The sequence below is a fragment of the Asaia spathodeae NBRC 105894 genome, from assembly GCF_025994195.1.
In the GTDB taxonomy this organism is placed as follows: domain Bacteria; phylum Pseudomonadota; class Alphaproteobacteria; order Acetobacterales; family Acetobacteraceae; genus Asaia; species Asaia siamensis.
Map to the genome: position 1 here is coordinate 23,595 of NZ_BAPY01000039.1, position 14,246 is coordinate 37,840.

The following is a 14,246-nucleotide window of genomic DNA, read 5'->3' on the forward strand; positions in this document are numbered from 1 at the left end:
TCAGCCATGCGGCACGGGTTTGGGGCCATGACCAAGGCGGGCCAGAGCGCGTCCGACCAGACCAAGGCGCGGCACGGCATTGGCGGCAACCAGGTCGAGACGGATATCGGGCATACCCTGATTCTGCAGCACGAGCGCGCCGATCGTCTGCCCGGCCATGACAGGCGCAATGGCAGGAGACGGATATTCGACGCTGATCCTGCTGCGTTGCTGCCAGCCATGCGGCAGGGTCAGCACGATGTCGCGCGTGCCGACCAGGGCAACCTCGGCGGCCTCACCCATATAGACCGGCATGTGATCGACCACCTGCCCGTGATGGAACAGGGTGACATTCTCGAAATTGGCAAAGGCCCAACCGAGCAGACGCTCGCCTTCATGGGCGCGCTCATTCATAGAGCTTGTACCGTTTATGGTCATGATGATGCGCCGACCATCACGTTTGGAGCTGGCGCAGAGACCAAAACCACCGGCATCGGTATGGCCGGTCTTGAGGCCATCAGCCAGGCCCTTATCGACCAGAACGTTACGATTGCCCTGCTTGATATTGTTGTAGGTGAATTCGGTGGCCGAGAAGAGGTGATAGTATTCGGGGTAATCGCGGATGAGATGCATGGCAACGCGGCTGACGTCGCGTGCGCTCATGTACTGCGATTCATCCGGCAGGCCGGTGCAATTCATGAAATGCGTGTTCGTCATGCCAAGCTTGGCAGCAGTCTGGTTCATCAGATTGACGAATTGCTCTTCAGATCCGGCAATGCCTTCGGCAAGGACGATACAGGCATCGTTACCCGACTGGATGACCATGCCTTCGATCAGGTCGGAGACGGTCACGCTCTGACCGAGCGGTACGAACATCTTAGAGCCCTGTGTCCGCCAGGCCTTTTCACTGACAGGGAGGGATTGTGTCAGGGTCAGATGCCCGGCGCGCAGCATGCCAAACGTCACATAGGCGGTCATCATCTTCGTCAGGGACGAAGGCGGCATATGCTCATCGGCTGCTTTTTCGAGCAGGGTCGCGCCGGTGTCGAAATCGATGATGCAGGCCCAGCGGGCAACCGTGTCGAGCGGGCCAATCGGGGTCGTGGCAGGCGATGCGCTCGGCATGCTGGCCGTGCTCGCCGGTGCCGCCGCGGCGGCACTTGCCGCGGCCTTTCCGCGTCGCGGGCGCGCGAAAGCGAACTGAGTTGAAACGGCTAACCCAGCCGCACCTGAGAGCAGAAAACGTCTTGTCCGCACGTCAACACCTTATTTGGCCACGATATGCGCACCCGTGCCACCGCACTGGCGCGCCTGTGCTAATGCCCTATCCGCCTCAGCCACTGTTGTGAAGGGGCCGAGTGAAACGAGCCATGGCAATGTGCCCGCGCCGCCATCCTGCTGGGTGATCTCCGCCCCGCATTGCGCAGCAACACGAGCAGCGGCGGCATGACCTGCAAAACTGCCGAGTTCGATGCGATAGAGCGGTGCCTGAGCCACACCCTGCATGACGGTTTGGGGCATTTCGGGAAGTAGCAGCGTTCTGGCACTTGTCTGGGTATCCTCGGCTTTCATGCCGAGCGTATGCGTGCTGCCGTCATTGAGCGATTGCGCAACGATGGCCTCACGGGGGGCCGCTGCGATGTCAAGTTTTGGTGCATCGGGATTGGACTCGGCAATCTGCCGGCTGAGAGTCTCATCCTCAATGATCTCAACCGGGGTTGGCGCGTCACCCATGCCCAGAAGGGCGGCCACTCGCGGTGTCACCGCCAGCATGCGCCCAGCCGATACAGGGCCCCGGTCATTCAGCCGGATTTTCACGATGCGACCATTGGCCAGATTATGCACGCTTACAATCGACGGAAGCTGCAATGTCTGATGCGCGCCAGTCATGGCCTGCGGCGACCATAGCTCGCCGTCTGCTGTGACACCGCTCTTTGGCGCGGTCTGGATGATCGCCAGGCCTGTTTCTGTCACGCCGAAGCGTTCCGCAGGATAAAACCACGTTTCGCTGCCCTGCCAGGCCTGCCCGACCACATAATGAGGGCTGGCCTGTCTTGCTGCTTCCTGGTGATGACACCCGGCAAGACCGACCCCTGATGCAATGAATGAAACGAACGCCTTAACCGATTTCATAACCGAGCAATCCCACACCGAGCGCATAAAAATCAGACGGATTATAGCGTCGGATCACATCGAAGTTACGATAAACCATAAAGGCTTCGGTGCCGGGTCCGTCAGGGCGCAACACAGCACCCGATACGTCCTGACGCGAGAAGGCCGAGCCGTCTTCGCGACGCACGCCGAGCGCCGACCATGCGGCGAGGTTTTGCTTGTTACCGCGCCCCAGCTGGGTCTGCGGCAGGTCCTGGGTCAGCTTGACCGGCTGCCCCCAGGGCTCATCGGCCTTCCAGCCGGAACCACGCAGATAATTGGCGACTGAAGCGAAAACATCCTGCTCGCTCGACCAGATATTGCGCCTGCCGTCACCATCCGCATCAACCGCATAACGCAGATAGGCGCTGGGCATGAATTGCGGCTGCCCCATCGCCCCGGCATAGGACCCCAGCATTGCTTCAGGCGCGATATCGCCATGGTCCAGGATCTGCAGCGCCTTGAACAACTCCCCCCGAAAGAAACTGGCGCGCCGTCCATCATAAGCGAGGGTCGAGAGTGAATCGATCACTGAAAACGTGCCGATCTTGCGGCCGAAGCCAGACTCAAGCCCCCAGATACCCATGATTGCCCGCGGGTCTACGCCATATTGTGCCCCAGCAGCATCAAGAAGTTTGCCATATTGCTGAAGGGCTGCCTGACCCTGGCTGATGCGCGTGCCACTGATGACACGCTCGCGATACTGCGCCCAGGTCAGGGTGAACTCCGGCTGATGCCTGTCGAGCTTGATGACTTTAGCATTTGGCTCGGTCGTCAGCGCAAAGGCGCGCGACAAGGTGCTGGCAGAAATGCCCTTGCTCAGGGCCTCGGCACGTAATGTCCGCAGAAACGCGGCATAGCCGCCATGGGCCACCGGCTTCGCCGGGCTACTGAGCGTGCGCGCGACACCGCTCCCACAGAGAGCGGGAGTGGCCGCAGCAGCAGCAGCCATTAACGAGCGTCGAGTCAGCACAATGTCATCCTTGCCTGTTCGGTCCTGATGCCGGACGAAGGCCCGGCTCAGCGACGAAGCGGGCGGCCTTCAGCGGCACCATGCATGATGAAGTGCAGGAACGGGTTGATCGTCAAGGGAATGTCCGGATTTGCCGCAATATATTCCGCGACGCTGAAAGAGCCGTTCGGGTCACGTCCCTCGAGATAGCCGTGGGTCATGAAGTGCTCGACAGGATCAATCCCGCAGGCACTGACGTCCGGATAGGTTTCCAGATACCACGCCGCGTCGAAATAGAGCGCCTCGGTGGGATAACCGCTTGCTGGTGACGGTGCGCTTTGTGGTATGGCCTGCTCTTCCGATGGCGGCACGTCGCTCGGCGCCTGGATAGGCTCTTCGGGAGTGAGGGGAAGCACTTCGGCCTGCGAGCTGGGCTGCGTGGCAGTAGCCTGCTTCTTTCTCGCGGAGCTTGCTCGGGTTCGGACTGTTTTCGCCAAGAGTGGATTCCCTAGATACGATGAAAAGCTTCACGGGGCCTGACCACTCAGGGGACAAGATCGCCGCAAACCTATCGACGTTGAATAATCTGTACGGTTCGACGCGCGAAAAATGCCGCCTTGCCATGGTTACTACTTTAGGAACGATATTCCTGGTCACATCATAACATGATTGTGTAATGTTAAGAGACATTCGGGACTGGTTCACTGATCTCTTTTTACCGCTACGGAAGAAAATCGTCCAGTGACAAACTATACTCACGGAAGGAGATTAACGACTATTTCGTGATGCAATAACGAAAATCGACATCAGAAGCGCGTTATGTCACGAAATGGTTGCATTTTCACATTTCCATGACTGGATTTACTCAAAAGGTTTCTGTCTCGTTTTGCATCTGCCTGTAATGTTGGGTGCCGGTCTTTCCGATACCTCGCCTTGATCGTTAATCCCTTCAGTCTATCGTGTGTCCATGAAGAAACCCGTTCCCCCCTCTGCGGTCAGCCTGCTTGCGGTAGCAAAAGAGGCCGGTGTCTCTCGCGCAACGGCCTCTCTCGTTCTGCGAAACAGCCCTCTCGTGGCCGAACCTACAAGGGAACGGGTCAAGGAGGCCATGGAGCGGCTCGGCTATATCTACAACCGTGGCGCAGCCAATCTGAGGCAGAACCGCACAGGCACTATCGGCCTCGTGCTGTCGAACATTGCCAACCCGTTTTTCAGTGCGCTGACAGCCGGGGTGGAGCAGGCCAATGACATGTCTGAGTCGATCTGTCTGATTACGAATACGGAAGAATCACCTGAGAAACAGAGCCGGCAGATACGACGCCTGCGTGAGCACAATGTCGATGGGCTGATCATCTGCCCCGCCATAGGCAGCGATCACAGATTGCTGGATGAACTTGCGCGGCTCGGCCTGCCTTACGTACAGGTGCTGCGTGAAATTGCCGACGGTCGCGGCGACGTCGTGACAGCCGATTATGCGTCCGGCATTGAACAGGCCATGGCGCATCTGGTCGAAACCGACCGCAGGCGCATCGTCTTTATCGGCTCGATGGAGATGCATTCGGCAGCGCTCGCCCGTCTCAATGGTTATGCGACGGCACTGGAGCGGCTTGGACTGAAGCCCATGCCGGTAATCGCAGGGACGCGCGATAATCGCTATGACGAGGAAGCACTCGATCGCCTTTTTTCTTCGGGCGATCCGCCTGATGCGGCGATCTGTTATAACGATATGATCGCCTTGTCGCTTTATCACTATCTCGGGCGTCGAGGCATGGTGGCCGGAAGCGATTTCGCCGTAATTGGCATGGACGACCTTCCTCAGGCCGCAGCCGCTTTTCCTTCCCTGACGACAATCGCCACCATGCCGCACAGGATCGGTACTGTCGCGGCGGGCCTATTGCAGCAGCGCCTGGCCCGTCCAGAGCGGGCATCGGAACGCCACGTCATCACACCCGAGCTGATATTGCGCGACAGCACAAGAGGCTTTCCGGGCGTGGGAAGATAAGGGCATCACATAAGAGTGACATTCGTTTCACATAAAATGTGTGACTTTTGTTGCAAATGAGCGTTTTGTTGTCATTACAGTTTGTTTAGATCCTTCCGACAGCTCTCTTCGCTTCCCCGCCTCTTCAAGCCGCTTCCTTCATCGGCGCGCTTGTGCAGATAGCTTTTAGATCGATCTAATTACTCAAGCAGAACCTGATTTCCTCGGGTTCAAGGCGATTTGTGATGATGGTTGATACGATTCTCACGGCGGTCCGGCGCTTGGCCCGCCGTTCACTTGACGTCCTGCAGCAACGCGTCCCTGCTCTTCCTGTATCGGAGATGCACTCATGATCTCACTCGTCATGAATGAGGAGCAGAACGCTCCGCGCAGCCATAAATCCCCTGTTGCAAATACTCCTTCCAGAGAAGCCGCCGACGCCGCATCACGCCCCGAAATGCCGGTCTCCGAGCTGCGTCGTGCCGCCTGGACCTGCTCCATTGGCAGCGCGATGGAGTATTATGATTTTGCGCTCTACAGCCTCGCCTCCGCGCTGATCTTCGGCCCGCTTTTTTTCCCGAGCAATATACCGGGCCTTGGCCTTGTCGCGAGCTTTGCCACCTATTTCATAGGCTTTGCCGTGCGGCCTGTTGGTGGCATCTTTTTCGGGCGCATGGGGGACCGCTACGGCCGAAAGAGAGTTCTCCTGCTGACAGTCACCCTGATGGGGCTGGCCAGCGCGCTGATCGGGCTCATTCCTTCCTATGCCAGCATCGGAATTGCCGCACCGCTGCTTCTGGTCTTCCTGCGTATGGCTCAAGGTTTTGGCGCTGGCGCCGAACAGGCTGGTGCTGCTGTGATGATGACCGAATCAGCACCCAGAAAGCGCCGCGGTTATTATGCCGCCCTGCCCTTTCTGGGCATCCAGATCGGCACAGTCGCCGCAGGGCTGATCTACTATTCGATGCTGACCGGTGTGCCTGACATCACACAGACCATGCTGTGGCGCGTACCTTTCATTGGAAGCGCCCTGCTGCTGGTCATTGCGCTTTACATGCGTCTCCGCCTGAAAGAGTCACCGACATTCGCCAAGATCCAGGACGATGAGCGTCATGAAGAGGTGATGTCCATTCGGGAGACGCTGACAACTTCCTGGCGGCCAATCCTCGCCGGGCTTGGGCTTCGCATGGCAGAAAATGGCGGCTCGTCCATCTATCAGGTTCTGGCCATCAGCTATCTGGTTCACACCGTGGGCATGAGCAGCCAGTGGGGCACACTCGTGCTGATCGGGGCTGCAGTGGTGGGTGGGGTCACCATCCCCGTGGCCGGCTTGTTGAGCGATCGCTTCGGGCGTGTTCGTGTCTATCGCGGTTTCGCCATTCTGCAGGCTGTGAGCGCGCTGCCGGTCTGGTACGTGTTCAGCCAGGGAAATCCACTGGCATCCTCCATCGCCCTTTCCTTCGCCCTGGGCGTTGCGACATGGGGAATGTTCGGCACACAAGGCGCCCTCCTGCCAGAGATGTTCGGCCTGCGCCATCGTTACACGGCTGTGTCTTTCACCCGTGAGTTCTCTTCAGTCATCGCAGGGGGCGTTTCTCCCATGGTCGGCCAGTTCCTGATCGCGATGTTTGCCCGCTTTCATATAGGTGGGGTGAGCAGCGGCAAATATGCCTGGATTCCGCTGGCAACCTACGTGGTGTTTCTCGCCTGCCTCGCCATCGCAGCGACCTTCGCCATTCCCGAAACGAAGGGACGCGATCTCATGGCCCAGGAAGATGCGCTTTGAGTCCTGCCTCCCTCGTCAGCCCTGACATGGCGTTGTCAGGGCATAGTTTTCCTCTTCGTATAAAAGGCGTTGCCGTCATGAGCTATCTCGATTGCCCCAATTCAACGGGTGACGCCTCTGCTGGCCTCTCTCCTCTCGCCGATCGTCTTCTGGCCGTGCGTCGGGGCGCCGTGCCTCTCGCAACGCTGGAGGCAGGGCTTGTTCCGCAGCATGAGGATGCTGCTTATGGCGTGCAGAACGAGATGGCTCATGCCCTGCGACCCATGCTTGGGGAAGTAACGGGCTGGAAGGTCGGGGCCCCCTCCCATGAGGGGCTTCCCTTTGCCTCACCGCTGCATGAAGCGACGTTGTTCTGGGGTGATACCCGACTGCCTGGCAACAGCCTGCGTCATTATGGCGTCGAAGCAGAAATTGCTTACCTTTTCGCTCGCGACCTTCTGCCACGTGAGCGCGCCTGGTCGCTCGATGAGGTGCTCGACGCTGTGGGTTCAGTCCATACCGCCATCGAAATTATCGACACGCGGTTCGAACGGCCCAATTCACAGCCGCGTCTGGCGCATCTCGCCGATCAGGGTAGCCATGGCGCGCTGGTTATCGGCGAAGGGCAAACGGCCTGGCGTCGCCTGAGCCCCGTCTCGGAGACTGTTCATCTCGCCCTGAGTGACGGCCTCGTGATTGAGCATATCGGAGGTAATTCCGCAGGAGACCCGAGACGTCTGCTCGTCTGGCTGGCCAATCATGCGAGTGCGCGCGGCCTGCCGTTGACGGCAGGCACCATCGTTACGACCGGTTCAATGACCGATACGATTTTTGTGCCGCCCGGCACCACGGCCACAGCGCAAATTGCCTCTCTCGCCCCTGTCAATGTCATTCTGCCCTGAAACCTGCCTGACCAGTAAAAGGACCATGTCATGAAGCCTCATCTTCTCCTGATCGAACCCATGATGCCCGAAATCGAGGCTGCGCTGGATGCGGCTTATACCGTGCATCGCTGGCAGAAGGACACGCTACCGAGTGATGTGCAGATACGCGCCATCGCGACCGGCGGCGGCACCGGCGTACCACGCGCGGTAATGGACGCCCTGCCTACACTGGAGGTGATTGCCATCAATGGTATCGGAACCGATGCCGTTGATCTTATCGAAGCTGCACGGCGCGGTATTGCCGTCACCGTGACGCGTGACGTACTGACCGACGATGTAGCCGATCTTGCCATGGCGCTCATGCTCGCCTCGCTGCGTGATCTGCTGCCAGGAGACCGCTTGGTGCGTGACGGCTTGTGGGGCAAGCAGGGGCTTCCTCTTGCACGCAAGGTCTCGGGGTCAAGGCTTGGCATCGTGGGCATGGGTCAGGTCGGTCAGGCAATAGCGCGTCGTGCTCAGGCATTCTCCATGCAGGTATCCTATTTCAGCCGACGCAATCTGGACCTGCCCTTTACCCCGTTCGTGAACAACCTCGTGGCGCTGGCGGCACAGAGCGATATCCTTGTGGTGGCAGCCTCGGGCGGCCCGCAATCGCGCAACCTGGTCAATCGCGAGGTGATCGAGGCGCTGGGGCCGAACGGTCTTCTGGTCAATGTGGCCCGTGGCACCGTGGTCGATGAGCAGGCGCTTGTCACTGCGCTGCAGGAAGGGAGACTGGGCCGGGCAGCACTCGATGTTTTCGTCGATGAGCCTAACGTGCCCGACGCGCTCAAGACAATGAGCAATGTCGTCTTACAGCCCCATCGCGCTTCGGCCACACTTGAGACGCGTCAGGCCATGGGCAGGCTCGTGCTTGATAATCTCGCTGCACATTTCGCAGGCCGCCCGCTGCTCACACCCGTAGCGCTCTAGCTTATGGGGAATTGACCCCGGTGTTCTGGCCATTCGGCCAGACGCCCTGACGCAAGAATTGCATTTCAGGGTTTACAGACAATGCCAAACAGGCTTTCCACCCGGGCCCTGACCATTTTGGGCGCCCTATGCGCCCTCGCGCCTGCAGCACGGGCTCAGTATCGAGGTCCGATTTCAGAGACGGCGCCGCTTTTTGCGCTCGATACACCAACTTCCTATGCCAATACGCCTTTTACGCCGCCGGTGGAGAGCATGATCCCCGCCTGGGATCGTCTGGTGAAGAAGCTCAATCGCAAGGGCGTCGGCATCGTTGTCGACTACACCAGCGAAAGCGCCATGGTGCTGAACGCCGGTCATGCAGGCGACGCGGGCTATGCCCACCAGATCGGGGTGGAACTCGATCTTGACTGGTCCCGACTGATCGGCTGGCGCGGTTTCATCACCCACGCCGTGATTGTCAATCGTGCCGGGCATAATCTCGCAGCCGATCTGGGTGAACGCTCCCTGAACGGGTTTCAGGAGATCTACGGCGGTGGGGGCAATGTCGGCGTGCATCTGGTTTATGTCTACGGCACGCAGGATCTGTTCAGGAACCGTATGCAGGTCGCACTGGGGAAAATGCCGGTAAATATCGATTTCGCCAATTCGCCCCTGTTCTGCACCTTCATGAACAAATCAAATTGCGGCATTCCGAAATCGCTCACACGTACGGCAGCAGGCTATGGCACCTATCCCGGTTCCACCTGGGGGACGAGACTGCGCTACTGGCCACTCCACGGCGTTTATGTCCAGACCGGGCTTTATGGCGTCAATCCCTATCTCAACACCAACCAGTACGACCGCACCGGCTTTCGCATGGGTACGGAACTCTATACCGGCGTGTATATTCCGACAGAAATCGGGCTTATCCCCTCATTCGGCAGACATAATCTCGTCGGTCACTACAAATTCGGTGTTGCCTATGACTCGTCCAATTACCGTGACCTTTATCGGGACGTGAATGGTAACCCGGCAGCAGCGACAGGCCTGCCCTATGGCTGGACCAACGGCAAGACGCAGATCTGGCTTCAGGGTGACCAGATGCTCGTGCGCAATGGGTCAGGGCCGTTGCAGGGGCTCTATGCCCTGGCCGGGATGACGAAAAGCCAGGGCGAAAACAGCCCTTATGACTGGCAGGTCTATGCTGGCATCGTGGATCGCGGACTGATCAAGGCGCGGCCAAAGGATACATTCGGCGTCGAATGGTCTGAGACCTTTGCCAGCCGTGACCTCGTCGCCTCGCAATGGATACGTTATCGAAAAAACCTTTCCCTGCCCGGCAGCGCCACCTATCCACAAAGCCATCTCATGACTTTCGAAGTGACCTATAATTTCCACGCCTTTCGCGGCATCTCCATTCAGCCTGATTATCAGCATATCTGGCGTACCAATCTCCAGGCCAACAAGCCGCAGGTCGATGCCATCGGCCTCAAGATTCATGCGGTGCTTTGACAGACGTGAAGTGACAGAACCGTCGATCAACGCCACCATCGGGGCATGACCGACAATCTGATATTTCGCCTCAAGTTCAGGCAGTTGCTGCTGCTGCGCCAGATCGACCTAGAACCCGCCCTCAACAGGGCGGCGCGATCGCTCAATCTCTCGCAGCCCACTGCATCGAAACTGCTGCAGGATATGGAAACCGATCTTGATGTGCAGCTTTTCGAGCGCCACGCCCATGGCCTGACCCCTACGCGTGCCGGGTCGGTCGCCATTCGCCACGCAAGACAGATACTGGCCGATCTCGGCCGCTTGCGTCACGATCTCAAGGCTGTTCAGCATGGGTTGTCGGGAACGGTCTCGATCGGTGCGATCAGCGCCCCCCTGCATGAGATCATTCTGCCCATACTCGCCGATCTGGCTGAGGCTCAGCCGGATATAAGCGTGACGCTGCACGTCAATACCAGCCATGATCTGATGGAGATGATGCAGGCAGGGCGCATCGATCTGGCAGTCTGCAGACCGGTTGACAATCTTTCGGCAGGATCGCTGACGGTCGAGGAACTCGCCCCAGAGCGTCTTGTCGTTGTTGCGGGTGCGAGAAATCCGATCCTGCAGAATCCACCGACAAGCCTTGCGGAACTCATCGATGCACGCTGGATCGTCCATACTGCGCCAAGTCCGATGCGTCAGGCGATCGAATCAGCATTCACGATGGCGCGATTGCCTCTGCCACTCTTTCCGGTCGAATTGACGTCGATCTATGCAACGATCGACCTTCTTCAGCAGTCGACGCTTCTGGCAGTATTGCCGAGATCAGTCTTCAATCTGTTCGAACAGACAGAAATACTGCGGGAATTGCCGGTCGTCATGCCGGATCTTCTTTCGCCCTACTCTCTGGTTCGTCTCCGTGATCGGCCTTTTACGCCTGCAATGGCCTATCTCTACGACGAGATAAAATGTCGGGCTATCGGATTATCCGATAGCGTCATCAAGTAAGTCTCGTCGACTTTACTCCCGGGCTCGTCCTTCCTCGATGCATTGATGATGTAACGATAAGGGGGAAGAGAAATCATGCGTGTTCTCATCCTTGGCGCAGCAGGCATGCTGGGCCGAAAGCTTACAGAGAGTTTTGTAGAGAAGCCGAACGGTTTATTCCCCGGACCTTCACAGCTTATTCTTGCCGATCTTGTGGCCCCCCCCATGCCTCAGGGTTTCCGGGGTATCGTCGATTGCGTGGCTGCCGACCTTACCGTGCCAGGCGCAGCTGAAACGCTGCTGGCCGAGCGGCCCGATGTCATTTTCCACCTTGCCGCTATCGTATCGGGTGCCGCCGAGCGGGACATGCAGCTCGGTTATCGGGTGAATCTCGATGCCACGCGCACGCTTTTTGAAGCGATACGCGTTCTTCATGAGAGCGAAGGCTACAAGCCGCGTCTGGTCTTTGCGTCGTCAATTGGCGTGTTCGGGCGTCCTTTGCCTGATCTGATCAGCGACAGCCAGATACCGACACCTGAGAGCAGCTATGGCGTGCAAAAGGCAATGGTAGAGCTGCTGCTCGGTGACTACGCGCGTCGCGGTATTTTCGATGGTGTCGCGCCGCGCATGCCCACGATTTGTGTGCGACCAGGTGGGTCCAATGCTGCCGTCTCGGGATTTTTCTCTAGCATAATCAGAGAACCGCTGATTGGTCAGGAAGCCGTGTTGCCCGTCCCCAGAGAGACGCGCCATTGGTTGGCTAGCCCGCGTGCCGCAGTGAAAGCCCTCAGGCACGCCTCAGAGATCGATTACGAGACCATCCGCCATCGTCCTGTCTTTACGCTCCCCGCCCTGAGCGTGACGATAGAAGAGCAGATCGAGGCCCTGCGCCACGTGGCAGGCAACCAGGCTGTTTCTCTCATACGAGACGAGCCAGACCCCTTCATCCAGCATTTCGTCTCAAGCTGGCCCAAGGCATTCGACACACATTGGGCATTGAGTCTTGGCTTCACCGCCGATGAGACGTTCGAAGACATCATAAGAGCCCATATCGACGACGATCTGGGCGGCAAGCTTCATGATGCACCGCTGGCACCCACCGCTCCCAGCCGACTCTGGGCGGCGCCAATGCCTCCCGAACACCCCTCCTGTCATGACGAGATTTTCCCCCATGTGAGGCCCTGGACAGCCAGGAACTGGCCCATCGCTGCGGCCATGATCCAGTATCCGGCGATCCTGCCCGATGGCAGTTCCGTTCAGGATCAGAAGGCCGAAGGCTGGGCTGCCACGCTTGCCGAAGTACGGCGCGCCGGGTTCAACGAACTCGATCCGACCGATTGCTGGCTGCGTGTGGCCGATCTCTCAGTCTCTCGACGGCTCGAATTTCTGTCGGTATGCGCCGATTTAGGACTGAGTATCCCGGCTATTTCGACCTCACGCCGCTCCGTGATCGACCCTGATCCGGAGAAGGCAGACGCATCGCTCGCCTATATCCATCGCGTGATCGATACCGCAGCGGAAATCGGCGCACGCGAAATCGCCGTCGGTTTTGCGGCAGCACTGAGTGAGGCGCAGAGAAAAGCCCTCTGGTTCTGGACGGCGCCCGGCCATTGCGACCCGGCAGACCCGCAGGTCTGGAGAAAGGCGGTGTCGCGCATTCGCGAGCTTGCCGATCATGCCCAGAGCGTCGGGGTCGTGCTGTCACTCGAGATGTATGAAGACACCTATCTCGGCTCGGCAGACTCAGCGGTACGCTTCATCAATGACGTCGATCATCCGGCCTGTGGCATCAATGCTGATATCGGCAATCTGGTGCGACTGCATCGCCCGATGGAGCACTGGCGTGACATGATGGTCAAGCTCGCCCCCTATCTGCGCTACTGGCACGTAAAGAACTATCTGCGTACCGAGGATGCCACGACCGGCATGATCGTGACTGCACCAGCCCCCATGGAACAGGGGGTGATCAGTTACCGCGCTGCCATCGCAATGGCGCTCGAACATGGCTATGCGAGCCCGTTTCTGGTCGAGCACTACGGCGGCGATGGTCTGAGTGTTGCTGCGCTCAACCGGGACTATATCCGCAGGATCCTGCCGCTATGACTTATCAACCCTATCACGAACCGCCCGCCTGCATGCGCTTCGATCAGAAGCTGAGCCGTATGAAAGCGGGCACGGATGGCCCGGCGGATTTCATCATTGCCGATGCCAAGGATGCCGATATGGCGGGCGGTCTTTCGGCGCTTGGCACCAACCCGGTTACCCAGTGCCCGGCAACACTATCCGAATTCGACGCAGCGATTGGCGAAATCGTGCGGCAGGATCTGGTGGACATCGTGCTGGCGTCGGTGTCGACGCTGAGGCGCCTCAACAAACGGGGCGTGTTCGAGGGGAGCGCCATCCGGCAGGCCGTCAGGCTGAATGACACGACAGATCTGTGGCGCATTCGCGGTGCTGATTATGGCAGGCAGCCTTCCATTCCTTTCAGGACGGCTCGCCTCGATCTGCTCCCGGTGAAATTCGGTCTTTATTCCATGACATTCAGCGGCGATGCCCGCGAGGACGCCGACGCCCTTTTCCGCTATCGTGATTTCAGGGCCGAGGCCCAGGCGGCGGGCATTTCCCATTTCTTGGAAGTGTTTAATCCGACGCATCCGCTGCTCGACAAGATCGATTACGGCAGTTTTCTCAATGATATGGTCAGCCGTGCCCTGGCGGGTATGCATGAGAGCGAACGCCCGGTGTTCCTCAAGCTGGCATTCAATGGGGCGTATGCGCTCGAGGCGTTCTGTCGCTATGACCCTTCACTTGTGGTCGGCATCATGGGTGGAAGCAGCGGTACGACCCGCGACTGTCTCGAACTTCTGCATCAGGCACAGCTATGCGGTGCCCGTGCGGCGCTTTTCGGGCGCAAGATCCTCGATGCGGAACATCCACCTGCGATGGTGGCCATGATGCGTGCAGTGGTCGAGCGACGCCTCACCCCGTCAGAAGCCGTTGGCGTCTATCACGAAGAGCTCCTGTCACGCGGCATGACGCCGAGGCGCCTGCTTGAAGCCGATCTTCAGATCACGAACTCCCTGCTGCAATAGGCTCATGCGGGCC

At 58.8% G+C, this 14,246-nt stretch carries 12 protein-coding genes; 8 read left to right on the forward strand and 4 right to left on the reverse strand.

All coding sequences use genetic code 11. The annotated features are described in order from the left end of the window. From AA105894_RS11635 to AA105894_RS11650, 4 genes are read right to left on the reverse strand one after another with little or no spacing between them, the layout of a single operon-like run. Positions 1-1,236 carry a D-alanyl-D-alanine carboxypeptidase family protein gene (locus tag AA105894_RS11635; protein WP_267311869.1) on the reverse strand — a complete coding sequence of 412 codons (1,236 nt, stop codon included), beginning with the start codon at positions 1,234-1,236 and terminating at the stop codon, positions 1-3. Between the two features lie 9 nt (positions 1,237-1,245). Next, positions 1,246-2,112 carry a septal ring lytic transglycosylase RlpA family protein gene (locus tag AA105894_RS11640; protein WP_267311870.1) on the reverse strand — a complete coding sequence of 289 codons (867 nt, stop codon included), beginning with the start codon at positions 2,110-2,112 and terminating at the stop codon, positions 1,246-1,248. After that, positions 2,099-3,103 carry a lytic murein transglycosylase gene (locus AA105894_RS11645; RefSeq protein WP_267311871.1) on the reverse strand — a complete coding sequence of 335 codons (1,005 nt, stop codon included), beginning with the start codon at positions 3,101-3,103 and terminating at the stop codon, positions 2,099-2,101. Before AA105894_RS11645 ends, AA105894_RS11640 begins: the two co-directional genes overlap by 14 nt. Positions 3,104-3,150: 47 nt before the next feature. Continuing rightward, the gene (locus tag AA105894_RS11650; protein WP_267311872.1) at positions 3,151-3,579 is read right to left on the reverse strand and encodes a hypothetical protein; all 429 of its coding nucleotides are present in this window, start codon (positions 3,577-3,579) and stop codon (positions 3,151-3,153) included. Between the two features lie 470 nt (positions 3,580-4,049). Here AA105894_RS11650 and AA105894_RS11655 point away from each other — a divergent pair, with 470 nt between their 5' ends. From AA105894_RS11655 to AA105894_RS11690, 8 genes are all read left to right on the forward strand, one after another. Beyond that, on the forward strand, positions 4,050-5,084 hold the full coding sequence (locus AA105894_RS11655) for a LacI family DNA-binding transcriptional regulator (protein ID WP_267311873.1): 1,035 nt from the start codon (positions 4,050-4,052) through the stop codon (positions 5,082-5,084). A gap of 328 nt (positions 5,085-5,412) precedes the next feature. After that, complete coding sequence (locus AA105894_RS11660) at positions 5,413-6,849, forward strand: MFS transporter (protein ID WP_267311874.1); 1,437 nt, start codon at positions 5,413-5,415, stop codon at positions 6,847-6,849. 77 nt (positions 6,850-6,926) lie between these two features. Next, positions 6,927-7,730 carry a 2-keto-4-pentenoate hydratase gene (locus tag AA105894_RS11665; protein WP_267311875.1) on the forward strand — a complete coding sequence of 268 codons (804 nt, stop codon included), beginning with the start codon at positions 6,927-6,929 and terminating at the stop codon, positions 7,728-7,730. A gap of 30 nt (positions 7,731-7,760) precedes the next feature. Continuing rightward, the gene (locus AA105894_RS11670) at positions 7,761-8,684 is read left to right on the forward strand and encodes a 2-hydroxyacid dehydrogenase (RefSeq protein WP_267311876.1); all 924 of its coding nucleotides are present in this window, start codon (positions 7,761-7,763) and stop codon (positions 8,682-8,684) included. An 81-nt stretch (positions 8,685-8,765) separates the two neighbouring features. Next, complete coding sequence (locus tag AA105894_RS11675) at positions 8,766-10,175, forward strand: carbohydrate porin (protein WP_267311877.1); 1,410 nt, start codon at positions 8,766-8,768, stop codon at positions 10,173-10,175. A 45-nt stretch (positions 10,176-10,220) separates the two neighbouring features. Then, positions 10,221-11,162, forward strand: a complete 942-nt coding sequence (locus tag AA105894_RS11680) for a LysR family transcriptional regulator (protein ID WP_267311878.1) — start codon at positions 10,221-10,223, stop codon at positions 11,160-11,162. A gap of 75 nt (positions 11,163-11,237) precedes the next feature. Next, positions 11,238-13,244: a D-erythronate dehydrogenase gene (gene denD, locus AA105894_RS11685; RefSeq protein WP_267311879.1), complete on the forward strand. Its 2,007-nt coding sequence runs from the start codon at positions 11,238-11,240 to the stop codon at positions 13,242-13,244. After that, complete coding sequence (locus tag AA105894_RS11690; RefSeq protein ID WP_267311880.1) at positions 13,241-14,233, forward strand: beta/alpha barrel domain-containing protein; 993 nt, start codon at positions 13,241-13,243, stop codon at positions 14,231-14,233. The genes denD and AA105894_RS11690 overlap by 4 nt, the downstream gene beginning before the upstream one ends. The last annotated feature ends 13 nt before the right edge of the window (positions 14,234-14,246 follow it).